Here is a 23,464-nt window from a genome sequence, read left to right on the forward strand (position 1 = left end):
TCTCGCCCTCTCGCTTACTCCTCGACGCCGGTGCGGCGCAACACGATCAACGACCGGGACGGCAGCACCAGCGTGCTCTTGCCCGAGTACGTCGCCGGTTCGGGCGCGGACACCTCGCCGGTGGCGGTGTCGAGCACCACCTCCCACTCGGCGCCGTAGTCGCCGTCGGGCACGGTGGCCTCGATGTCCTCGTGGTGGGCGTTGAAGCACAGCAGGAACGAGTCATCGGTGACCCGCTCGCCGCGCGCGTCGAGGTCCGGGATGCCCTCGCCGTTGAGGAACGTGACGATGCACCGGCCGAACCCGGACTCCCAGTCCTCGTGCGACATCTCCTGCCCGGCGGGGGTGAACCAGGCGATGTCGCGCAGCTCGTCGCCGCGGCGGATCGGGCGGCCCGCGAAGAAGCGCCTGCGCCGGAACACCGGGTGCGCGGCGCGCAGCGCGACCGCGCGGCTGGTGAACTCCAGCAGGTCGGCGTTGGTCTCCAGCAGCGACCAGTCCACCCAGGACAGTTCGGTGTCCTGGCAGTAGGCGTTGTTGTTGCCGTGCTGGGTGCGGCCCAGCTCGTCGCCGTGCAGCAGCATCGGCACGCCCTGCGACAGCAGCAGGGTGGCGATCATGTTGCGGCGCTGGCGGCCGCGCAGTTCGTTGACGTCCTCGTCGTCGGTCGAGCCTTCCGCGCCGCAGTTCCACGACCGGTTGTCGTCGGCGCCGTCGCGGTTGCTCTCGCCGTTGGCGTCGTTGTGCTTGTCGTTGTACGACACCAGGTCGTTGAGGGTGAACCCGTCGTGCGCGGTGACGAAGTTGATCGAGGCGAACGGCTTGCGGCCGTCCTCCTGGTAGAGGTCCGACGAGCCGGTGATGCGCGAGGCGAACTCGCCCAGGGTGGCCGGTTCACCGCGCCAGAAGTCGCGCACGGTGTCGCGGTACTTGCCGTTCCACTCCGTCCACAGTGGAGGGAAGTTGCCGACCTGGTAGCCACCGGGGCCGACGTCCCACGGCTCGGCGATCAGCTTCACCTGGCTGATCACCGGGTCCTGCTGGACGATGTCGAAGAACGCCGACAGCCGGTCCACGTCGTAGAACTCGCGGGCCAGGGTCGCGGCCAGGTCGAAGCGGAAGCCGTCCACCCGCATCTCGGTGACCCAGTAGCGCAGGGAGTCCATGATGAGCTGCAACGTGTGCGGGTTGCGCACGTTCATCGAGTTCCCGGTGCCGGTGTAGTCCATGTAGTAGCGGCGGTCGTCCTCGACGAGCCGGTAGTACGCCTCGTTGTCGATCCCGCGCATGGACAGCGTCGGCCCGAGGTGGTTGCCCTCGGCGGTGTGGTTGTAGACCACGTCGAGGATGACCTCGATGTCGGCCTCGTGCAGCGTGCGCACCATCGCCTTGAACTCGGCGACCTGCGCGCCCTGCGCGGTCTGGCTGGCGTACTCCGCGTGCGGGGCGAAGAACGCGATGGTGTTGTAGCCCCAGTAGTTGCGCAGGCCGCGCTCCTGCAGGCCGTGGTCGTGCAGGAACTGGTGCACGGGCATCAGCTCGATCGCGGTGACCCCGAGCCGCTTCAGGTAGTCGATCACCACCGGGTGCGCCAGGCCCGCGTACGTGCCGCGCATCTCCTCCGGGATCCCCGGGTGCCGCATGGTGAGGCCGCGCACGTGCGCCTCGTAGATCACGCTCTCGTTGTAGGGGATCTTCGGCGGCCGGTCGTTTGCCCAGTCGAAGAACGGGTTGACCACCACGCCCTTGACCGTGTGCGCCGCCGAGTCGTCGTCGTTGCGCTCGTCCGGGGAGCCGAAGGGGTAGCCGAACACCGACTGGTCCCAGTCGACCTCGCCGTGCACGGCCTTCGCGTACGGGTCGAGCAGCAGCTTCGCGTCGTTGGCCCGCTGGCCCGCCGCCGGGTCGTACTGGCCGGTGATCCGGTAGCCGTAGAGCTGGCCGGGCAGCACGCCGGGCAGGTAGCAGTGCCAGACGAAGCCGTCGACCTCCGGCATCCGGACCCGGCGCTCGGTGCCGTCCGGCTCGAACAGGCAGAGGTCCACCCGGCTCGCGACCTCGGAGAAGACCGCGAAGTTGGTGCCCGCGCCGTCGTAGGTCGCGCCGAGCGGGTAGGGGGTTCCTGGCCAGGGCCGCACGCGGTTCTCCTCGGTCACCCCCGGCCGGCACGGCTGGTCGCCTGCGGCTCGGGGCGATCTTGATCAGTTCGGTCGGGGTGCGCTTCGAGTGTGGGGCCTGCCGGGTGCAGCGCCTGCGTCAAGCCTATGGCGACGCGCGGGGGCTGTGCGCGTCGTCACCGACTCGGGTGCCGGATTTCAGCCGCCGTCATCGCCGGGTCCCCAGTCGTTCCCCCACCCGCCACCCCAGCCACCCCAGCCGCCACCACCCCACCGCGGGCGCTCACGGGTCACGGGGGCCTGCCGGGTGACCGTGATGACCTTGGTCTGCACGGTCGGCACCTCGATGACGCCGGTCGCCGCGCGCACCGGCAGCGGCGCGGCGGTCAGCGGCGGGGACGTGGTCTGCGGGGTTGACACGACGACGTGCGCAGCGGGCTCCGTCGCCGGCTGCTCCGCGGCCGACGCGCCGGTGGACAGCAGCGCGGCCGTCCCGCCGACCAGCAGCGCGCCCGCCATCAGGCTCGCGTGCACCAGGCCGGGCGACCGGCCGCGCACCGGCAGTTCGGCGGTGCCGGGCCGCGGGTCGTCGGCCTCGTCGGGTTTCGGTTTCGGCTCCGGCGAGGCCAGCGGGCCCAGCAGCGCGGCGGTGGCCAGCAGGTGACCGCACTCGGTGGCGTCGGGGCGCTCATCGGGGTTCCGCGCGGTCATGGCGGTCAGCGTGTTCGCCCACACCGCGGGCAGCCAGGACGGCACCTCGGGGTCGCGGGAGAGCCGGGCCAGGGCCGTCTCGATGGCGGCGCCCTCGAAGGCGGCGGTGCCGGTCAGGCACTCCAGCAGGACCAAGCCGAGGGAGTAGATGTCGGCGGGCGGCCCGGTCGGGTCGCCCTTGACCTGCTCGGGGCTGAGGTAGGCGGCGGTGCCGACGCAGTGGCCGGTGGAGGTCAAGCGCGCGCCGTCCAAGGCGCGGGCGATGCCGAAGTCGGCGAGGTAGCAGTCAGCGGGCTGGCCGTCCGTCGAGCTGTCCATGAGCACGTTGGACGGCTTCACGTCGCGGTGCACGATGCCCCGGGAGTGCACGTACCCGAGGATCGCCGCCAGCCGGACACCGATGCGGGCCGTCTCACCCGCCGGGAGCACGCCGTCGTTCAGGCGATGGCGCAGCGTGCCGCCCTCGACCAGCTGCATGACCAGGTACGGGTGGTCGTTGTCCACGGCGACGTCGTAGACCCGCACCAGGCCGGGGTGGGACAGACCCGCCAATAAGCGCGCCTCGCTCTCCAGCCTGGCCACCGTGGCGCCGTCGGCGCGCGGGTGGAACTGCTTGATCGCGACGCGCCTGCCCAGCCGGGTGTCGACCGCGCTGTGCACGTCGGCCATGCCGCCCGAACCGATCAGCTCCTCGAGTCGGTACCGATCGTCGAGCAGCGTCCCGGTCTCCACATGCCACCTCCCGCGCGTCACGCCCCGACGGGAGGTACCCGAGCCCCTTTCGGCACAAACGTGAAACCCGACCGGTGGGAGTTCGCTGGTCGGAGGAGTGGCTTTACCCGTTCGGGGGTATCAAGCAGCTGACCGCACACCACCACGTTTGGAGGAGCCATGTCACTCGAGGACGACGACATCCGCAGCGGCCACATCGGTGCCGACGGGGGCGCAGCCGCCGACCACGGCGCCGCTGACGGCGGTGGCGACGGCGGGGCAGACGGTGGCGCCGACGGCAGCGCCGCGGGCGTGGCCGACCACGGCGCCTCCGGTACCCCCGGTGGTCACGACGGTGGCGCCGACGGCGGAGCGGACAGCGGTGCCGGTGCCGACCACGGCGCGGCCGACGGCGGCGGCGACGGCGGGGCGGACGGTGGCGCCGACGGCTCGGCGGGCTGGTGAGATGACCGCCCTGGCCGACCGACCGACGCCCGGGGCCGGGTGGTCCGCACCGGACCGCCCGGCCCTGCGCCGCTGCCTGGGCACCGACCCGGACGAGTTCGCCGAGCGGCACTGGGGCCGCGCCCCGCTGCTGCGCCGGGCCGTCCCAGGTGGCTTCGCCGACCTGCTCACCCTGGCCGACGTGGACGAGCTGCTGTCCCGCCGCGGCCTGCGCACCCCGTTCCTGCGCGTGGCCCGCGACGGCGCGGTGCTGTCGTCGGAGCAGTTCACCCGCGGCGGGGGAGTCGGCGCGGAGATCGCCGACCAGGTCGCCGACGACAAGGTGGCGCGGCTGTTCGACCAGGGCAGCACGCTGGTCCTGCAGGGTCTGCACCGGCTGTGGCCCCCGCTGATCGACTTCGCGGGTGCGCTGGGGGTCGACCTGGGGCACCCGGTGCAGGTGAACGCCTACGTCACCCCACCGTCGTCACAGGGCTTCGCGGCGCACTACGACGTGCACGACGTGTTCGTGCTGCAAATCGCCGGGCAGAAGCGGTGGATGGTGCACGAGCCCGTGCACGCCGACCCGCTGCGGTCCCAACCGTGGGACCGGCACCGGCGGGCGGTGGAGGAACGAGCGGAGGAGGAACCGACCCTTGAAGCGGTCCTGTCCCCGGGGGACGCGCTGTACCTACCGCGCGGATACCTCCACTCGGCGAAGGCCCTGGGCGAGGTGTCCGCGCACCTGACGGTGGGCGTGCACGTGCTGACCAGGTACGCGTTGGTGGAGGCGCTGCTGGCGCTGGCGGGGGACGACCCGTCCCTGCGGTCGACGCTGCCGCTGGGTATTGACGTCTCGGACCCGGACCAGATCGCTTCGCACCTGACGGCCACGGTCGAGGCGTTGGGGCGCGTCTTGGGGTCGGTGTCGGCGGAGGATGTGGCGGGGCGGGTGCGGAACCGGGTGTGGGCGGGGGCGCGTCCGGAGCCCTTGGGGCCGCTGGCGCAGGCTTCCGCGGCGGCGTCGGTGTCGGGTGGGGACCTGGTGCGGTTGCGGGGTGGGCAGCGGTATCGAGTCTCGGTTCGCGGGGATCGGGTTTTGCTGGATGTGCCTGGTGATCAGATCTCGTTGCCGGGAGACACTGCTCCGGCGGTGGAGGCGTTGTTGAGCGGGGATGTGCAGACCATTGGGATGTTGCCGGGGTTGACGGTTGCGGATCAGACCGTTCTGGTTCGGCGGTTGTTGCGGGAGGGGATCCTGGTTCCCGTCGGGGCGGGGGCGTGACCGAGCGTTGCGCTTCGGCCGCACTCCGGCGTGGGGACTCGCTCGTGGCGACTGCGCCTCCGGTGCGTTCTTGGTTGTTGGTGGAGCAGCCGGGGGCGTGGGGACCTCGTGCTTGGCAGGACTCGGATCTGCCTTCGCGGGTGGTGGATTCCCTTGCGCGTCGGGCTGGTTCGCTTGGTGCGCGGGTGTTGTTGATTCGTCGGCCGGGGCGCACTGGTTCTTCGCGGCGCCGGTGGGCTTTCGTGGACTCGCGTCCGGGGGCGGAGCGGCTGTGGTGGAACGAGTTCTCCGACCCTGCGGAATTGCTGGAGATCTCCCCGGGGTCGGGGGTGGAGTCCGCAGAGCCGTTGTACCTCGTTTGCGCTCATGGCCGTCACGACACTTGTTGCGCGCTCATGGGCCGGCCGGTGGCGGCGGCTTTGGCGGCGGAGCGCCCGGAGAACACCTGGGAGTGCACGCATATCGGCGGGGACCGCTTCGCCGCCAATGTTCTGGTCCTGCCGCACGGGTTGTACTACGGACAGGTGTTGCCGTCGGAAGCCCCGCGTCTCGTCGCGGCCCACGAGTCCGGCCAGCTCCTGCTGGAGCGCCACCGAGGCCGCTCCGCGTACACGGCACCCGTGCAGGCGGCCCAGCACTTCACCCGACAGCGGACAGGCAACCTGTCCGTGGACTCCCACCCCCCGCTCTCAGTCGAACGCGTTGCCGAAGGCGTCTGGGATGTGCAACTAGAAGACGCACCCACCCTGCGCGTCGCAACCACCCAACACCGCAGCGACTCCGGCCTGACCTGCAAAGCCCCAGGCCCAGGCACCTTCCGCGGCTTCACCCGCGCCGGTTCGTGATTGCAAGAGTTGTCCACATCGCCCGAGTTCATCCACGGCAATCCGCGCCCCCTTCCCCGTAGCTCAACCCCAAACAGACTGGAGCAGGGCTGTCCCCCCTCACAGGAAGGGCGGGGGCTGTGCTCTTGGGGGCCGGGGTGGCTGATCTTCAACAGCGGTGGGCTTTGCTTGGGCGAGGCGGAGGGCAGGTGGACGGGCTGCTGGCAGGTCCAGAAGTGCGTCGAGTGGCGAGCGCCTGCCTGTTCCAGCCGACCTCCGCCGATGCCGCTTGGTGAATGCGTGGGGTGTTGGCCTACCGGCCCGGTTCGTTCGGGTGCGCCGTGGATCAGCGCGAATGATGCCGTGGGGCCGAGGTGGAGGTCCGTCAAACAGAGGTGGGCTTTTCCTGGGCGAGGCGGTGGGCTCGGGTCACCTGCTTCTTCGCCATCACCCGGAAGACGACCAGGTGGATCGGGTACACGGCCCGCCAATAGGCCCAGCCGAGCAGGCCCTTCGCGCGGAGGGCGCCGACCTGTTCCAGTCTGCTCCCGCCAATCCGGTAGCCGAGCCAGGCCTCGCCGCAGAACCACTTCTCCGTGCGCAGGACGATGTAACTGTCCCCGTATTCCTCCACCGTCCACCAATCCACCTCCGCGCCCTTCTCCACCTTCGGCGGGCGCTGGAGGCGGAGCTTTTCGCCGAAGGCCCGGCCCAGCAGCATCCGCAGCCACCACGCCCAGGCCCAGCCGTACCAGCGCAGGGTGCCGCCGCAGCGGCGGAGGTCCAGGCGGGCGGCTGGGGCGTCCGAGTGGGGGACGGGGACCTGGGTGGCCAGCGTGTAGACGCCGTTCTGGAGGCCGTTGGTGAAGGTGAACACGTCGGTCGCGATCGCGTCGCGTTGGGAGTCCAATGTGGACTGTATGGCTTCGGTCATCGCTGTCGGGGCCAGGCCGAAGGCCGGGCTGGGCCGCTCCACTACGACATCCGTCGTCAGGCTGTCGATCAGGGAACGGCTCACCGCGCGGTCGACCGGGGTCACCACGTTCACCCAGTGCGCCGACAAACCCGGCGTCAGCAGGGGAACGCGGGCGATCCGCCGTCGGGGCAGGCCGCGCACGGTGGCGTAGAGCTGCATCAGCTCCTCGTACGTCACCACGTCCGGTCCGCCGATCTCGTGCACCCCCGCGGGCACCGACTCGTCCGCCGCCCGCAGCAGGCACGCCAGCAGGTCCGCCTCCGCGATCGGCTGCACCCGGCTCCCCACCCACCGCGGGCACACCATGGCGGGTAGGCGTTCGGTCAGGTAGCGCAGCATCTCGAACGAAATGCTGCCCGCGCCGACGATCACCGCCGCGCGGAGTTCCACCACCGGCACCGGGCCCTCCGCCAGCACTCGGCCGACTTCCTGCCTGCTGGCCAGGTGGGGCGACAGCGCGCCGGAGCCCAGGCCGCCCAGGTAGATGATCCGCCGCACGCCTGCGCGGGCTGCGGCCTCGGCGAACGACCGGGCCGCCGCGCGGTCCCGTTCGGCGAAGTCGCCGCCCGCGGCCATGGCGTGCACCAGGTAGTACGCCGTCACCACGCCCTCCAGCGCGGACGCCAGCGCCGCGGTGTCCGCGACGTCCACCGCGCGACGGTGGACGTTCTCGCCGTGGGGCAACGCCTCCGGGTGGCGGCCCAGGGCCACTACCGGCTGGTCCAAGGCCGCGACCACCTTGCGGCCGACGTAGCCGCTCGCCCCCGCGACCGCGATCATGACCCAACCCCCCACCGGTCGACGAACCCGCCACGACGGTAGCCCGGCGGCCACCCGGTCACCACTTCAGCGCACGTGGCCCGCGCTCACCAGGGCCTCGCAGGTGCGCACGACCACCGCGGCGGCTTGGCGCTGCCGGTGGTCGAAAGCGCCGTCCTCGGCGTGGGCGCGCCAGCGCAGGAACGTCTCGTAGGGCTCGCCAGACAGCGCCAGGCGCGTGTTCGGCGCGGTCCCCCGCTCGCCCAGCAGTTGGCGCGCCTCGCGGTCCGCCTCGCCCAGGCTCACGCGACCCAGCCGGAGGGCCGACAGCAGGCGCAGTTCGCGGGTCTCGTGGGTGCTGACCAGGGCGCGCTCCACCTCGGCGGCCAGTGCGGGCCGGGGATCCTCGCGCAGCGCCGACCCGATCGCCAGCAGGGCCGACCGGACCCGCAGGACCTGCGCTCGCTCGACCAGGTTCCGGGTGATCGCCTCCCGCAGGTCCGCGATCCCGCTGGCGTGCACGAGTTCCGCGCCCAGCGAGTCCCCGAAACCCCGACGCACCAACTCGACCGCCAGCCGTACCCCGAACAACCCCAACCGGCCCACCAACTCGTCGGCGCCGGGGTGCGCGGTGAACCGGTCCGCCGACAGCAGCATCGAGGCCAGGTCCGACTGCGGCAAACCCGCCAGACCGACCAGTTCCGCGACCTCGGCACGGGTCAACAACGCCCCGCCCAACCCCGCCAGCCCGGCCACGGCGACCACGTCCTGGCAGCGTTCCCCCAACTCCGCCGACGCGTGCCGCCGGGCCACCCGCCGGGCCGACGTCAAGGCATCCGTTCGGCCGCCGCCAAGCTCGTCCGCGCGGGACAGAGCGACCACGGTGGACACCGGATCCGTGTCGGGCAGCGCGCCGGGATGTGGCAGGAGGTGAACCACGGCGTCCACATCGGACGGATCGCCGTCGGTGAACTCGACCAGTTCGGCCCCACCCGGCCACTCCACCGCGATCCGACCACCGGGCACCGGCTCGCCGACGACCGCCGCCAGCAACGTCGTGCGCCCGGACTCCGGCGCGCCGGTGACGGCGATCCGCAACGGCCCCTCCAACCGGGCCAGGCGGGCGCGCAGGTGCGGCAGGCGCGGGCTGTCGCGGTACGCGGACAGGGCCTGGTCGACCAGCGGCCACACCGGGTTCACGCGCTCAGCCCCCGCACCGCCTCGATCCGGTCGCGCAGCGCCAGCAGCCGCTCCAGCTCGGCGCGGTCCCGAGCGCGGCGGGTCGCCTCGGCGTCGATGCCGCGCTTGAGCTCCCGGGCCGACTCCGCCGCCGCTTCCCGCAGTTCCTGCGCGACCTCGGTGAACCGGTCGCGCAGCGCGCGGTGCGCGTACCGGGTGGCGTCGCGGGATTCCTTGCTGTAGCGCAGGAAGAAGTCGTCGACGTGCCGTTGCGCGGTCGTCTTGGCCACCGCCTGGCGGCGTTTCAGCCGCGCTCCGCGCTCCTCGAACACGCTGCGCGCGCCGAACGCCACGCCCGCGCCGAGCGAGATCGGGTTGATCAGCGGCAGTCCGGCCAGCGTGGTCGCGAGACCGGACATCAGCAGACCGCTGTACGAGCCGCGCAGACCGACGAACGCCTTCTGCACCGGCGTGAACTTCTCGATCGGCGGCGTGCGCAACGCCTCGGTGTGCTCGCCCGCCAGGTCCCGCAGCACCCGCGCGGGCAGCCGCTCCGCATCCGGGACGACCTGCCGGGCGACGCGCGCGGCGATCCACTCGAACCGGTCGAGCAGCCAGCCCGCGTGCACCTCGGCCACCTCGGTCAGGCTGTCGCGCACCCAGTCGTCGAACTCGGGCCAGACCTTCGCCGGGTCGGCCGCGTCGAAGTAGTCGTCGACCTCGCGCAGGATCCGGCGCGTGCGCTCCCGCAGGTCGTAGTCCAAATCGGACACCAGGTCGGCGACGTCGTCGGTGAGCCGGGTCTGCCACCGCGCGCTCTCCCGGCCCAGCCGCTCCACGCGCAGGGTCGCGGCCCGCCACTCCGCGCTCGCCCGCGCCTGCCCGGGGTCGGGGCTCGCGGCGCACTCCGCGCGCAGCGGCGTGATCAGCTGCTCCACGGCCAGCCCGCTGGTCGCCGCCGCGGCCCGGGCGGCCACCCGGCCCGGGTCGGTGAGCACGTCGCGGCGCAGGCAGCCGATCAGCTCGGCGAACCCGGATTCCCGGTTCAGCGCCTGGTCCTCGGCCCGCACCGCCGCCGCCCGCAGCACCGACGACACCGGCACCAGCGGCGCGGCGACCCCGACCCGGGCCAGGTGCCGCCGGTCAGCCTCGGCGACCCGCCGCCAGCCCGGCACCAGGTCGATCTTGGTCAGCGCCACCAGCACCGTCGGGCACAACCGGCCGACCTGGGTGAGCAGCTCCAGCTCGACCGGGCTCAGCTCGGTGGTCGCGTCGGTCACCACCAGCACGGCGTCCGCGTCGGCCACCGCGGTCATCGCCCGCTCGGTGCGCGGGCAGCCGGGCGCGCCGAACCCGGGCGAGTCGACCAGCACCAGGCCCGCGCCGAGCAGCGCGCGCGGCAGCCCGACCTCGGCGCGCACGACGTCGCCGCGCACGAACGCGAGCTGGTTGGCCCGCGCGGTCACGGCGTCGACCGGGGCGTCCGCCGGGCTCGACCGCGCGGTGACCAGCGCGGCGGTCGGCTGCTCCGCGTGCCGCAGCACGGTCGGCACGGTCGTCGTCAGGTCGTCGCCTACCGCGCAGACCTCGGCGCCGACCAGCGCGTTGACCAGGTGGCTCTTGCCCTTCCCGGGGAAGCCCGCGACCACCACGCGCCTGCCCGGTTCCAGCAGCTTGGCGCGCCGGTCGAGCAGCCGGTCGACCAGGTCACCGCGCTGCCGGGCGGCGCACGCGCGGATCGTGTCGTCCAGGATCTCCAGCCAGGGCGGTGCGGACATCACCCGGTGGAGTGTGCCCGGTTCACCCGGTCGGGGCGACCCGACGGGGCCCGGCAGCGCGCCGGGCCCCGTCGCGGCCCTGGTCAGTGGCCGAGCCCCAGATCGCCCGCCAGCCCGCCGACGTCGGGCAGGTCCGCGTGCTCGCCACCCAGCGGGGTGCCCCCGACCAGGCCGCCGACCGACTCGGTGACGCCGCTGGTCACGTCCGGCAGCGGGTTGGCGACCGGGAGGTCCGGCAGCGCCGGGATCTCGGTGGGCAGGTCGACCGGCAGGTGCGGCAGCTCGGGGAGCGCGCCGTGCAGGTCGGTCGGCAGGTGGTCGGTGGGCAGGTCCACCGGGAGGTCCGCGGGCACGTCGACTGGCAGCGCCCCGGGCAGGTCGGTCGGCAGGTCCGCCGGGAGGTCCACCGGGAGCTGGTCGACGGCGGGCAGGTCCGCGAGCTGGGCCTGGTCCAGCACGTCGGCCGGGGAGGTCGGCAGCGTGACCGCGCCGGGGACGTTGGTCAGGAAGCCGCCCAGGTTCCCGGGCGCGGAGCCGAGCAGTTCGCCGCCGGAGGAGACGTAGTCGGCCACCGTGCCCGCCGACAGGTCGCCGCCGCGCAGCAGGTCGCCCGCGTCCAGCGGCCCGTCGAGCAGCGCGGTGGGGTCGACGAGCCCGTTGAGGTCGGAGCCGAAGTCGAGCGCGCTGGTCGGGTCGATGGAGCTGTCGAGGTCGATGTCGCCGAGCGGGGTGACCGCGCTCGCGCCGGAACCGGACACCTCGACGCCCAAGGTGGACTGGCCGAACTCGACCGTCCCGGCGACGCCTGCGGTGGAGGCGGCGAACCCGGCGCCCGCGTCGACGCCGCCGGTGCCGAGGGCGAAGCCGCCGGTGGCGGTGCCGCCGTCGAACTCGGTGCCCGCGGTGAACGCGCCCGCGCTCGCCTCGGCGGCGACGCCGTCGGTCGAGGCCACCAGGCCGGTGCGGTAGTCGCCGAACTGGGTCTCACCGGAAGTCGCCGCGGTCACCCGGCTCAGCGACGCGTCGAGGTAGCCGTCGGCGGTGAGCTGGTCGGTCTCGAGGACGCCCGCCCCGCTCAGGGAGTGGCCGTCGGTCTCGACGTCGGCCAGGTAGCCGACGGCGGAGTTGGCGCCCGCGGTGCTCGCGGCGACGTCGGTGCCGTCGAAGCGCAGCTCCGAGTCGCCCGCGCCCGCGGCGGCGGCCACGGAGCTCAGCCCGGAGATCGGGTCGCCGCCGAGGTCGACCGCGCCCAGGTCCACCGGGTTCGCGCCGGTGTCGGCGTAGTCGAGCACCAGCGGGACCACGTCCTGCACGTCCTGCGCGGTGATGTCGCCGAGGCCCGCGCCCGTGAGCGCGGCGGCGGGGTCGGCGGTGAACGCGGACCGCGCGGCCTCGTCGGTCAGCAGGGTCAGCACGAAGTCGTGCAGCGTCGGGTCGGGGGCGAAGGACTGGTCGGCCAGGACGGGGGCAAGCGGCTGGTCCGGTGTGCTCTGGGCGGAAGCGCTCAACGCTCTCGGTCTCCTCGGTGGGGCGTGCGTACCTGATCTTGAACGGTTACCGACGCTAGGGGCGGCGGCCGAACCGGGCATCGGGGATGACTCCCCGTCCTGCCCCCTACCCGAAAGGATGACGCTCGTTAACTCATTAGGGGATTAGGGGGTGTCATAATCACCGCCTGGGGCTGTGTGACCCGCCGTGGTACGTGGTACGAACAGCCCAACGTTGCCCTCGGTGTCCGAGCGCACCCATCCCGTGGCCCACCAGGAGGACTCCCGCGATGCCCTACGTCCTCGGCGTCGACGTCGGCCGCACCCGCGGCGCGGCGGCGGTGTGCAGGCGGGCGCCGGGCGGGCGCGGACCGGCGGAGGTGGTCGCGCTGGACGCGGGCGCGCGCTGGGTGCCCGCCGTCATCGGCCTCGCCCCCGACGGCGCGGTGCTGGTCGGCCGCGCGGCGGACAAGCTGGCCGCGAGCAGGCCGGACCTCGTCGCCCGCGCCGTGGTCGACCGGGTCGGCGACGACACCGCGATCCTGCTCGGCGGCGACCTCTACCCGGCCGAGACCCTGCTGGCCGCCCTGGTCACCTGGATCGTGGACGTGGTCGCCGAGGCCGAGGGTGGCCCGCCGGAGCGACTCGCCGTCACCCACCCACCTGAGTGGGGGAACCTCCGACGGGGGCTGCTGCGCGACGCGCTGCGCGACGCGGGCTTCCCCGGGGCCGTGCTGATCCCGACCGTGGTCGCCGCCGCCGAGGCCCACCACGCGGTCGCTCGGCTCGCCGCGGGCGAGGAGTTGGTTGTCGCCCTGTTCGGCGGCCATTTGGTGGAACACGCGGTGCTGCGCCGTACCCCGGCGGCCTTCGACCTCGTTGCCCACCACGTGACCCCCGACGCAGGCGCCGCCGTCGACGATGTGCTGGCGCGCCACGTCCTGGCCGCCGCCGAACACGCGGAACGCCACGACCACACCGTGCCCGACCTGGCCGCCGCGGCCGGGCCCGCGCTGCTGCGCACCGCTTGCGCCACAGCCAAAGAGCGGCTCTCCACCGCGACCGAGGTCCGCGTGCCGGTGCCGCACCTGCGCACCGACGTCACCGTGACCCGCGCCCGGTTCGACGAACTGGTCCACCCGCTGCTGGTCCCGGCCATCACCGCCACCCGCACCCTGCTGGCCCGCGCGCCCGCCGAGGCCACGGCCGTGCTCGCGGGCGGCACCGCGCGGATCCCGCTGGTCGCCGCGCTCGCCGACAGCCCCGTGCTCGACGACCCGGCCACCGCCCCCGCGCGCGGCGCCGCGCTCGCCGTCAGCCCGCGCGAGCCCGCCGAACCGCCGCGCCTGGGCCCGGCCGGACCGCTGGTGCGCGACCCGGAGAGCGCGCCCGGCCTGGTGCCGGTCGACCAGGCCGGACCGACCCCGGCGCCGATGTCCACAATGGACGTGTCGGACGAGCCGCCGCCGCGGCCCCCGGTGCGCATCACCCCGCTGCGCCCACCCCGCGGCCGGTTCGCCCGCCAGGGCCCACCCGCTTGGCTGCCGAGACCGCGCAGGCCGCGGCACGACGAGGACCGGGACACGCCGTGATCCCCGGCCACGCGCACCCCGACGAACTGCTCCTCGACGAGCCCACCCGGCGGCTCTGCGCGGCCATCACCGGCGGCGCGCTCACCCCCGTGCGGCTGGCCGTGATCGCCCCCGGCGGCCACGGCAAGACCGCGCTGCTCGACCTGCTCGCCGCGACCGGGTCCGCCCGGCGCTACCGGCCCGGCACGGCCGAGGGGCCGCTGCTGCTGGTCGACGACGCGCACCTGTTGTCCGACAACGACTTCGCCGAACTGGCCGACTACGCCGCCGACGCGCGCGCCTGCCTGGTCGTCGCCGCCCGCCCCCGACCCCGGCCCGCCGCGCTGACCGCGTTGCTGGGTCGGCTGCGGGGTCAGGTCGTGCTGCGGCCCTTCGACCTCACCCGCACCCAGTCCTGCCTGCGGGCCCTGGCGGGCGACCCCGCCGCCGCGCCGCTGGTGCTGGCGCAGACCGGGGGCGTGCCGGGCTGGGTGCACCGCGTCGCCCCGCACCTGCCGCACCCGCCCGGCACCGACCACCTGCCGCCCGCCGCCGTGGAGGAGTTCCGCCTCGACGTCGAGCGGCTGCCCGCCGACCAGGTCACCGCGCTGCTCGCCGCCGAGGTCAACGCCGACGCCACCGCGCTGGCCGGGCTGCTCGACCGGACGCCGACCGAGGCCGCCGCCCTGGTCGACCAGGCCCGCGCCACCGGGCTGCTGGCGCCGGACGGCACCCTGCTGCCGCTGGCCGCCGCGGCGCTGCGGGTGCTCGTGCCCGCCGACCGGCGCGCGGACGTGCACGACCGGCTGGCCGCCGCGCGGCTGGGCCGCACCGGGCCGACCCGCGAGTTCGCCACCGCGCTGCTGGCCGCCGAGGCGTCGAGCCCGGCGGCGGGCGCGGTGTACGCGGCGGCGGCCGCGGAGGCCGAACCCGCGCTGGCCGTGCGCCTGCACGCGGCGGCCGAGCACGCCGGGCACCCGGTCGACGAGGTCGGCCGGGCCGAGGCCGAGGCGCTCTCCGGTGACCTGGACGCCGCGCTGCGCCGGGCGGACGCGCTGGTGGCGGCCGGTGAGCACCGCGCGGCGCGGGTCGCCGCCGCCGCGCTGGCCTACCGCGGCCAGCCCGCGCGCAGCGCGGAGCTGTACCAGTGGGCCGGATCCGGTCCGTTCGCCGCCATCGGCCTGGCCGCCGCGGGGAGACTCGACGACGCTCGGGCCGCGGTGAGCGCCCCGGCGGGCAACGAGCCGCCGACGCTGTTCGCCACCGCGATGTCGCTGGCCGCTCGGGGCGTGCTCGACTCGGTCTCCGGTCGCGCCGCCGCACTGTCCACAGTGGTGCGTGCGGCCGAGGTGCTGGCACCGGTCGGGCGGCACGTGCTGATCCCGGACAGCCCCGCCGCGCTCGGCGCGATCCTGGCCGTGCACAGCGGTGAACTGGGTATCGCCGAACCGCTGCTGGCCCGCGCGCTCGACGCGGGCACCGGCGGTGACCTGCTGCGACCCCGGCACGCGCTGCTCGCCGCCTGGGTCGCGATGGTGCGCGGGGACACCCCGCGCGACGACCCGGCCGCGGTCGCCGGGACCGCGCGGCGCACGCCCCGGGACCGGCTGTTCGAGGTCGGGCTGGCGGTTGGCACCGCCCGGCGGGCGGGCGACCTGGCCGCGCTGCGCGGGATCTGGGAGCAGGCCTACGAGGCGGTGGTCCGCCACGAGGTCGACCTGTTCACCCTGCTGCCGCTGGGCGAGTTCGCGGTCGCCGCGGCCCGGCTGGGCGACCGCGAGCGGTTCGCCCCGCACCTGGACCGGGCCTGGGCGCTGCTGCGCGACCTGGGCGACCCGCCCGCGTGGGCGTCGGTGCTGCACTGGCACTGCCTGCACGCGGAGATCACCGCGGAGATCACCACGGCCGAGGCCCCCGAGGTCACCGCGCGCAGGCACGCGACCGCGGTCGCGCACGCCGAGGCGCTGGCGGGGGCCGCCGAGGCCGGACTGTTCCACGCCGCGCTGGCCGACGCGGCCCGTTGCTGGCTCGACATCGCCGGAGGGTCCGAAGTGGACGCTGAACGAGTGGAGAAGGCGGCCCGGGGGCTGCACACCGCGGGACTGCGCTGGGACGGCGCGCGGCTGGCCGGTCAGGCGGCCATCCGGACGACCGACCGCAAGCGCATGCTCGGCCTGCTGGACTGCGCCCGCGCGTTGCGCGGCAGCGCGGCCACGCGGTCGGAGGGGGCGGCGCCCGACCCGTCCGGCATGGCGCGGTTGAGCGACCGCGAGCTGCAGGTCGCGGAGTTGGTGCTGGTGGGGTTGACGTACAAGCAGGTCGGCGACCGGCTGTTCATCTCCGCGAAAACCGTGGAGCACCACATGGCCAGGATGCGGTCGCGCCTGGGCGCCACCAGCCGAGGCGACCTGCTGGCCCAGCTGCGCACCCTGCTCGGCGAGCGCATCGCGGGCTGATCTCCGTCCACAGTGGACGGATCGGCTACGAGGTGAAGACCAGGATCAGGGCGAGGATGCCCAGCGGGGCCAGCGCCCACCACGTGCCGGTGAACGCCACCACGGCCACCGTGCTGACGCCCGCGACACCGAGGAAGGCGAACAGCCCCCGGTTGTTGCGGTGCGTCCGGTGCGGTTCCCACAGCCCGTTCGCCTGCTCCGGCTGCGGCTGCGCCACCCCGCGCGGCACCGGTACGGGCGCGGGCGCCGGGGTGGGGGCCGGGTCGAACGTCGGGTGTGGTCGGGGCAGGTCGACGAAGAGGGCGCGCAGGTCGGCCCGGACGCGGGCGGCCGTGGCGGCGGCGCAGCGCTGCTCGTACTCGGAGATCTCCAACCGGCCGCCCGCCAGGTGCTCGGCCAGCGCCTCGACGGCCCGCTCGCGGTCGGACGTCCCGACCCGGATCTCCGCCTCGCTCCCCATGGCCGCCAGTTTACGCGGAACCTAGGCGGCTTCGCGGTGCACGGCCTCGATTTCCACCAGTACGCGTACCTCGTCGCCCACGGCGAGGTTGCCGTTGGCCAGTTTGCTCTGGAAGACGATCCCGAAGTCCGCCCGGCTGATCGTGGTGCTCGCCGAGAACGCGGCCTTCGGCGTGCCGTCGAGGCCGACGCCGAAGCCGAGCAGCTCCAGGTCGAGGGTGATGGCCTTGGTGACGCCGCGCAGGGTGAGGTCGGCGTCGAGCAGGTAGTGCTCGCCGTGCTCCCGCAGGCCGGTGGACCGCAGCGTGGCGGTCGGGTGGTTCTCGACGTCGAAGAACTCGCCGCCGAGCAGGTGCCGGTTGAAGCTCTCGAGGCCGGTGTCGAAGGACGCGGTGTCGATCTCGGCGTGGAAGGTCGAGCCCAGCGGGTCGGCGGCGGTGACGATCTCGCCGGAGAACCGCTCGAAGCTGCGCCGGTAGCGGGTCAACCCCAGGTGCCGGACCACGAACGAGACGTCGGAGTGGATCGGGTCGATGTCCCAGGTGCCCGCGATGTAGCCGGTGATCGTGCTGGTCAAGGCGATTACTCCTCGTAGGGGGTGAGCCGGTGGCCTACCACCCGAACGGTGGCACCGCGCGGGGGTGCAGTCAAAGATCACCTCGCCCGTCCCGGACTCCGGGACGCCGCGACATACCCTCGACGGCGTGACCTATGACGTGGACACCGTCCGTACCCACTTCCCCGCCCTGACCGAGGGCGCGGCCCACTTCGACGGCCCCGGCGGATCCCAGGTGCCGGTCCAGGTGGCCGAGGCGATCGCCGCGACCATGCTCAGCGCCCTGTCCAACCGCGGTCAGGTGACCGCCGCCGAACGGCGCGCGGACCAGGTGGTCGCCGACGCCCGGCAGGCGGTCGCCGACCTGCTCGGCGCCGACCCGGCGGGGGTGGTGTTCGGCCGGAGCATGACCCAGGTGACCTACGACCTGTCCCGCGCGCTGGCCAAGGAGTGGGGCCCGGGCGACGAGGTCGTCGTCACCCGCCTCGACCACGACGCGAACATCCGCCCGTGGGTCCAGGCGGCGACCGCCGCCGGTGCTTCCGTGCGGTGGGTGGACTTCGACCGCTCGACGGGCGAGCTGCCGGTGTCCGCGGTGGCGGACGCGCTCGGCCCGCGAACCAGACTGGTCGCCTTCACGGCGGCGTCGAACCTGCTCGGCACCCGCCCGGACGTCCTCGCCATCAGCGCGGCGGCCCACGACGCCGGGGCGCTGACGTATGTGGACGGCGTGCACCTGACCGCCCACGACCTGGTTGACGTGCGGGAGTTCGGCGCGGACTTCTACGCGTGCTCGCCGTACAAGTTCCTGGGACCGCACCTGGGCGCGGTGGCGGCCGACCCGGCCTTGCTGGACCGGCTGCGCCCGGACAAGCTGCTGCCGTCGTCGGACGCGGTCCCGGAGCGGTTCGAGTGGGGGACGTTGCCGTACGAGTCGTTGGCGGGCGTGACGGCCGCTATCGACTTCCTGGCTGGGCTGGTCGCCTCCGGGGGAACCCGGCGGGAGCGTCTGGCCCGTTCCTTCGCCGCCCTGACCACTCACGAGTCAACCCTGGTCAATCGCCTGATCACCGGCCTGACCGCGCTACCGGGGATCACCGTGCACGGCTCCCCGAAGCACCGCACCCCAACGGTCCTGTTCACCGTCGACGGCATCGCCCCGAGGACCGTCTACGAGCGGTTGGCCCTGTCGGGGATCAACGCCCCGGCGAGCCACTTCTACGCCATCGAGTGCTCGCGGTGGCTCGGCCTGGGCGACGCTGGAGGGGTGCGGGCCGGGATCGCGCCGTACACCAACGAATCCGACGTAGACCGCCTGCTGACCGCCTTGGTGGACCTGGTTTCCCGACCTCAGGGTCTCCGACCTCGACACCGCTCGACCTCCGAGCTGTAGGCCCGGCGGTGCTATCCGCCTCCAACCCTCCGCAGCGCCACACGACCCCCTGTTGCGCCACCCGTCCCAACCCACCCACAACTCTCGCCCGGTTGTCCACCGGCTTGATCATCTCCGCCGAGAACTGTCGGTCCCCGCCGGTGAATGGACACCGGGGGCCGGCTGCATGTCTTGATCAACACTTCGTGACCGCGACCGCTCGACCGACGCCGCTTGATCGAACCCCGAAGAGGGGCCGAGGCCCCGTCCACCCCCCGAGCAGGGTGGACGGGGCCTCGGTTGCTCGCCCCCGCGGGTGGGGTCAGCCGGTTACCAGGCTGAGGCCGTAGGCCGAGAGGATCTCGTTCACCGGCTGGAAGTACGTGGTGCCGCCCGACGAGCAGTTGCCCGAGCCGCCGGAGGTGACGCCCTGGGCCTGGTTGCCGCTGACCCAGGAGCCGCCGGAGTCGCCGGGTTCGGCGCAGGCGTTGGTGCGGGTCAGGCCGGTCACCGTGCCCTCGGCGTAGTTCACGGTCGCGTTGGTGGCCTGGACGGTGCCGCAGTGCCACCCGGTGGTCGAGCCCGAGCGGCACACGCTGGAGCCGACGCCCGCTTCGGTCGACCCGGCGACGGTCACGTCACCGTTGCCGTAGCCGTTCACCGTGGGGCTCGGGGTCCACGACGAGTTGCTGGCCACCCACGAGTAGTCGTTGCCGGGGAACGAAGAGCCGCGGAAGGTGCCGAGCGCGCTGCGGTCCGCACCGGTCACGCTGGAGCCGGGGGTGCCGCAGTGGCCCGCGCTCACGAAGCCGCCGTCCACCGAGAACCCGACGGAGCAGCGGCTGGAACCGTCGATGTAGTAGGCGTTCCCGCCGACGATCGCGCCCGCGAAGGTGCGCGGCGCCTCGGTCGTCTCGACGACCCGGACCGGGCCAGCGGCCTTCGCCCTATCCACAAAGGACTGTGCGTCCGCGCCCGCCCGGACGGTCAGCACGACCGAGTTGGACGGCGCGTCGACGTACCAGCCGGTGACCGCGCTCGGCGCCTTGGCGCCCGCCTGCCGGTCGATGGCGGCCTTGGTCTCCGCCAGTCTGCCCGCGCTGTGCGCCACGACGGCGGTCCGGGCGCCGGTGGCCTCGACCGCGGCGCGCTTGGCCGCGTCGGTCACGCCGACGACCAGGGTGCCGCCGTCGAACCAGGAGCCGCCGAAGGCCGCGCCCGCCGCTGATTCGGCCGACGGGAGCAGGGCGCGGGCGTCGCTCTCCCGGGCCAGGCGCTGGTCGACCTGGGCCGCGGTGAGGCCCAGGTCGCGCTGGAGGGCCGGGACGAGCGCCTCGGGGGCGGCCGTCGCGGACGGGGTGAGCGCCACGGCGGCGCCGGTGGCGAGCCCGATGGCGCCGAGCAGGGTCGCGACTCTCGTGGGGGAGCTGCTGCGCATGGGGACAGGTCCTTCTTCCTTGCTCGCAGGGTCCGGGTGGTCGGCCCGGTGTGCAGGGTTGTCGGCACGCTCGGCCCTACCCCGGATCGGTGACCGCCGATCGGGGAGGTGCTGGTCCGGCGATGCGCTGACGCTAGATCGACTCCCCGCAGGTCGGACACCCTACGAAAGTCGGTTCAGTGAACTCTTCACCTAATGAGACGCAATCCGGTTACCAACGGTGAGCGAGAATTTGTCGGTCGTCGGACTAATTCGTTACGTCATTCGAGTGACAGTGGCCACCCCTTGTGTGACGATGTGTCCGAACTAGGGGATAGCTGATGGGTGCGCACAAGCAGTGGCCGCCGCCGGGTTCGGTGGTCACCTTCACCATGGTCGACTTCGCCGCGGGCAGCCCGCGCTTCGTCGGCATCGGGGTCGTCGCGGGAGAGCCGCGCCCGCACCCCCACCTCGACCTGCTGGGCGTGCCGCTGCGCACGCTCGCGCCGCACCACAGCCCCGTCCCCGAGTGGATCGCCTGGTCGGACATCATTGACGCGGTGCCGCCACCGGGGCGGTGACCGCGGAGGAGGTGGGCCGTGCCGTTGCACCCCCAGGTGCGCACGTTGGTCGAGGCGGGCGGTTTCGGGTCGCCGATGACCCAGGACACGCTCGCGCAGGCCCGTGTGGACATGACGACCGGCGCGATCACCGACGCGGGCCCCGGCACCCAGGTCGCCGACGTGGTGGACGTGGACGCCGACGGCGTGCCGGTCCGCTTCTACCGCCCCGACGGCGAACCGACGCCGCCGGTCGTGCTCTACCTGCACAGCGGTGGTTGGACCACCGGCGGCATCCAGACCCACGACGCGGTCTGCCGGTTCATCGCCGCGCTCTCCGGCGCCGCGGTCGCCCTCGTCGACTACCGCCTCGCCCCCGAGCACCCGTTCCCGGCCGCGCTCGACGACGCCGACCGCGCGCTGAACTGGTTGCGCGCCACCGCGGACAAGCTCGTCGTCGACGTCAACCGGATCGGTGTCGTCGGCGACTCCGCGGGCGGGCACCTGGCCGCGGTCCTCGCCCGCCGCCAGCGCGACCTCGGCACCCCGCTGCGCTGCCAGGTCCTGGTCTACCCCGTGCTCGACGCCGCCGACGAACTGACCGATGTGGACAGTCCGGCGCTCGCGCCGGACGAGATGGCGTTCTGCTGGAACGCCTACGCGCCGGTCGGCATCGACCGGTCGCAGCCCGACCTCGCCCCCGGCTCCGGCGACCTGTCCGGCCTGCCGCCCACGCTGGTGATCACCGCCGAGTACGACGTGCTGCGCGGCAGCGGCGAGGCCTACGCCGACCGGCTCGCCGACGCCGGGGTGCCGGTGGTGTGCGTGCGCTACCTCGGCCAGGTGCACAGCTTCTTCCGCAAGCCCGCCCGGTTCGACGCGGCCCGCCAGGCCATCGCGCAGGTGGCCGCGACGCTGCGCGCGGAGCTGGCGTGAGCGCCACCCTGGTCGCCAAGTCCCTGGCGGCCGGGCACGGCGACCGCGCGCTGTTCACCGGGCTCGACCTCGTCGTCGCGCCCGGTGACGTGATCGGGCTGGTCGGCGCGAACGGCGCGGGCAAGTCCACGCTGCTGCGCACCCTCGCCGGGCTGCTGCCCGCCGAGGAGGGCGAGGTCCGGCTCAGCCCGGCCACCGCCACCGTCGGGTACCTGCCGCAGGAGCCGGAGCGGCGCGCGGGCGAGACCGTCGAGGCGTTCCTCGGCAGGCGCACCGGCGTGACCGAGGCCCAGTCCGTGATGGACGCCGCCGCGGAGGCGCTGGGCGCGGGCGTGGCGGGCGCGGACGACGCCTACGCCGTCGCCCTGGAGCGCTGGCTCGCCCTCGGCGGCGCCGACCTGGCCGAACGGGCGGCCGACGTGATCGCCGACCTGGGCCTGGGGGTGGGGCTGGGGCAGGAGATGCCCACGCTCTCCGGCGGCCAGGCCGCGCGGGTCGGCATGGCGTCGCTGCTGCTGAGCCGCTACGACGTGTTCCTGCTCGACGAGCCCACCAACGACCTCGACCTCGACGGCCTGGCCCGGCTGGAGAACTTCGTCACCGGCCTGCGCGCGGGCGCGGTCCTGGTCAGCCACGACCGCGAGTTCCTGACCCGCACGGTGACCGGCGTCCTGGAACTGGACCTGGCCCAGCAGCAGATCAACCTCTACGGCGGCGGCTACGCGGCCTACCTGGAGGAACGCGAGGTCGCCCGTCGGCACGCCCGCGAGGCGTACGACGAGTACGCGGACACCAAGTCGTCGTTGGAGCTGCGGGCCCGGACGCAGCGGGCGTGGATGGAGAAGGGCGTGCGCAACGCCCGCCGGAAGGCGTCCGACCCGGACAAGCACGTCAAGCACCACCGCGGTGAGACGTCGGAGAAGCAGGCCGCCAAGGCCCGCCAAACCGAGCGCCTGATCGAGCGGTTGGACGTGGTGGAGGAGCCGCGCAAGGAGTGGGACCTGCGGATGGAGATCGCGGTGGCCCCCCGCGCGGGCAGCGTCGTGGCGGCGCTGCGCGAGGCGGTCGTGCGCCGCGGCCCGTTCGCGTTGGGGCCGGTCACGCTGGAGATCGGGTGGGCGGACCGGGTCGCGATCACCGGTGCGAACGGGGCGGGCAAGACGACCCTGCTCGCGGCGCTGCTCGGGCGGGTCGAACCGGACTCGGGTGCGGCTTATCTGGGGCCTGGGGTGGTCGTGGGTGAGGTCGACCAGGCGCGGGGCTTGTTCCTGGGGGCGGAGTCGTTGCTGGACGCCTTCGGGCGGCAGGTGCCGGATTGGCCGACCGCGGACGTCCGCACGCTGCTCGCGAAGTTCGGCCTGCGCGCGGACCACGTGTTGCGTCCTGCGGTGACGTTGTCACCGGGGGAGCGCACGCGTGCTGCTCTGTCGTTGCTCCAAGCGCGTGGGGTGAACCTGCTGGTCCTGGACGAACCGACCAACCACTTGGACCTGCCGGCGATTGAGCAGCTTGAGTCGGCTCTCGCGTCTTACACCGGCACTCTGCTCCTGGTCACCCACGACCGCCGGATGCTGGAAGCCGTCTCCACGACCCGCGCGCTGGTGGTCGCCGACGGGAAGGTCACGGAGAGCTGACTCCCCGCGTTCCGGTCAGATGTCGAGCAGACGGACCCTATCGGCAGTGCCGATATCCGCCGGGCGCAATTCTATGACCGCCCCAGCCGGACCCAGGACAGCCCCCGCCCTCCTCTGGGGGAACAGCCCTGCTCCAGTCTATCGGTATTGGGGCGGCGGAGAAGGCGCGGCGTAATCCTGTGGATGGGTATCGAGGATGTGGATAACCCGTGAATGGCGGGGTTAGCCGGCT

General features: G+C 73.6%; 18 protein-coding genes. 9 read left to right on the forward strand and 9 right to left on the reverse strand.

The window, feature by feature from the left end; translation table 11 throughout:
* Positions 1-14 precede the first annotated feature (14 nt).
* Both glgX and CLV40_RS29150 read right to left on the reverse strand, forming a co-directional pair.
* Positions 15-2,138 carry a glycogen debranching protein GlgX gene (gene glgX / locus CLV40_RS29145; RefSeq protein ID WP_104482280.1) on the reverse strand — a complete coding sequence of 708 codons (2,124 nt, stop codon included), beginning with the start codon at positions 2,136-2,138 and terminating at the stop codon, positions 15-17.
* A 177-nt stretch (positions 2,139-2,315) separates the two neighbouring features.
* A complete protein-coding gene (locus CLV40_RS29150) occupies positions 2,316-3,581 on the reverse strand; it encodes a serine/threonine-protein kinase (protein ID WP_146108283.1) in 1,266 nt (421 codons plus the stop codon).
* Positions 3,582-3,719: 138 nt separating this feature from the next.
* Between CLV40_RS29150 and CLV40_RS29155 the strand changes: the two genes are divergently transcribed.
* The 3 genes from CLV40_RS29155 (at position 3,720) to CLV40_RS29165 (ending at position 6,113) form a co-directional block, all read left to right on the forward strand.
* Positions 3,720-4,004 carry a BatC protein gene (locus CLV40_RS29155; RefSeq protein ID WP_104482217.1) on the forward strand — a complete coding sequence of 95 codons (285 nt, stop codon included), beginning with the start codon at positions 3,720-3,722 and terminating at the stop codon, positions 4,002-4,004.
* A 1-nt stretch (position 4,005) separates the two neighbouring features.
* Positions 4,006-5,268: a cupin domain-containing protein gene (locus CLV40_RS29160; protein ID WP_104482218.1), complete on the forward strand. Its 1,263-nt coding sequence runs from the start codon at positions 4,006-4,008 to the stop codon at positions 5,266-5,268.
* A gap of 62 nt (positions 5,269-5,330) precedes the next feature.
* Positions 5,331-6,113, forward strand: coding sequence for a ferredoxin family protein (locus tag CLV40_RS29165; RefSeq protein ID WP_425428245.1), 783 nt, complete (start codon positions 5,331-5,333; stop codon positions 6,111-6,113).
* 364 nt (positions 6,114-6,477) lie between these two features.
* Here the strand turns inward: CLV40_RS29165 and CLV40_RS29170 are convergent, their stop codons facing one another.
* The 4 genes from CLV40_RS29170 to CLV40_RS29185 form a co-directional block, all read right to left on the reverse strand.
* Positions 6,478-7,848: a DUF2867 domain-containing protein gene (locus CLV40_RS29170; RefSeq protein WP_104482220.1), complete on the reverse strand. Its 1,371-nt coding sequence runs from the start codon at positions 7,846-7,848 to the stop codon at positions 6,478-6,480.
* Positions 7,849-7,914: 66 nt separating this feature from the next.
* Positions 7,915-9,027: a hypothetical protein gene (locus CLV40_RS29175; protein WP_104482221.1), complete on the reverse strand. Its 1,113-nt coding sequence runs from the start codon at positions 9,025-9,027 to the stop codon at positions 7,915-7,917.
* Positions 9,024-10,784: a dynamin family protein gene (locus tag CLV40_RS29180; protein ID WP_104482222.1), complete on the reverse strand. Its 1,761-nt coding sequence runs from the start codon at positions 10,782-10,784 to the stop codon at positions 9,024-9,026. Before CLV40_RS29180 ends, CLV40_RS29175 begins: the two co-directional genes overlap by 4 nt.
* A gap of 83 nt (positions 10,785-10,867) precedes the next feature.
* Complete coding sequence (locus CLV40_RS29185; RefSeq protein ID WP_104482223.1) at positions 10,868-12,292, reverse strand: IniB N-terminal domain-containing protein; 1,425 nt, start codon at positions 12,290-12,292, stop codon at positions 10,868-10,870.
* Positions 12,293-12,561: 269 nt separating this feature from the next.
* Between CLV40_RS29185 and CLV40_RS29190 the strand changes: the two genes are divergently transcribed.
* Positions 12,562-13,863: an Hsp70 family protein gene (locus CLV40_RS29190; RefSeq protein ID WP_104482224.1), complete on the forward strand. Its 1,302-nt coding sequence runs from the start codon at positions 12,562-12,564 to the stop codon at positions 13,861-13,863.
* Positions 13,860-16,298, forward strand: a complete 2,439-nt coding sequence (locus CLV40_RS29195; RefSeq protein WP_104482225.1) for a helix-turn-helix domain-containing protein — start codon at positions 13,860-13,862, stop codon at positions 16,296-16,298. Before CLV40_RS29190 ends, CLV40_RS29195 begins: the two co-directional genes overlap by 4 nt.
* A gap of 25 nt (positions 16,299-16,323) precedes the next feature.
* Here the strand turns inward: CLV40_RS29195 and CLV40_RS29200 are convergent, their stop codons facing one another.
* Complete coding sequence (locus CLV40_RS29200) at positions 16,324-16,758, reverse strand: DUF1707 SHOCT-like domain-containing protein (RefSeq protein WP_104482226.1); 435 nt, start codon at positions 16,756-16,758, stop codon at positions 16,324-16,326.
* 21 nt (positions 16,759-16,779) lie between these two features.
* Positions 16,780-17,334, reverse strand: coding sequence for a YceI family protein (locus tag CLV40_RS29205; protein WP_104482227.1), 555 nt, complete (start codon positions 17,332-17,334; stop codon positions 16,780-16,782).
* A gap of 127 nt (positions 17,335-17,461) precedes the next feature.
* On the opposite strand from CLV40_RS29205, the gene CLV40_RS29210 reads away from it, so the two are divergent.
* Positions 17,462-18,706 carry a cysteine desulfurase-like protein gene (locus tag CLV40_RS29210; protein WP_104482228.1) on the forward strand — a complete coding sequence of 415 codons (1,245 nt, stop codon included), beginning with the start codon at positions 17,462-17,464 and terminating at the stop codon, positions 18,704-18,706.
* Between the two features lie 301 nt (positions 18,707-19,007).
* On the opposite strand, the gene CLV40_RS29215 is transcribed toward CLV40_RS29210, so the two are convergent.
* Positions 19,008-20,123 carry a S1 family peptidase gene (locus CLV40_RS29215; RefSeq protein ID WP_104482229.1) on the reverse strand — a complete coding sequence of 372 codons (1,116 nt, stop codon included), beginning with the start codon at positions 20,121-20,123 and terminating at the stop codon, positions 19,008-19,010.
* 320 nt (positions 20,124-20,443) lie between these two features.
* On the opposite strand from CLV40_RS29215, the gene CLV40_RS29220 reads away from it, so the two are divergent.
* The 3 genes from CLV40_RS29220 to CLV40_RS29230 are packed head-to-tail and all read left to right on the forward strand — an operon-like array spanning position 20,444 to position 23,232.
* Positions 20,444-20,683 carry a hypothetical protein gene (locus CLV40_RS29220; protein WP_104482230.1) on the forward strand — a complete coding sequence of 80 codons (240 nt, stop codon included), beginning with the start codon at positions 20,444-20,446 and terminating at the stop codon, positions 20,681-20,683.
* 18 nt (positions 20,684-20,701) lie between these two features.
* Complete coding sequence (locus CLV40_RS29225) at positions 20,702-21,598, forward strand: alpha/beta hydrolase (RefSeq protein WP_104482231.1); 897 nt, start codon at positions 20,702-20,704, stop codon at positions 21,596-21,598.
* On the forward strand, positions 21,595-23,232 hold the full coding sequence (locus CLV40_RS29230; protein WP_104482232.1) for an ABC-F family ATP-binding cassette domain-containing protein: 1,638 nt from the start codon (positions 21,595-21,597) through the stop codon (positions 23,230-23,232). Before CLV40_RS29225 ends, CLV40_RS29230 begins: the two co-directional genes overlap by 4 nt.
* Positions 23,233-23,464 lie beyond the last annotated feature (232 nt).

The organism is Actinokineospora auranticolor (genome assembly GCF_002934265.1).
GTDB classification, from domain to species: domain Bacteria; phylum Actinomycetota; class Actinomycetes; order Mycobacteriales; family Pseudonocardiaceae; genus Actinokineospora; species Actinokineospora auranticolor.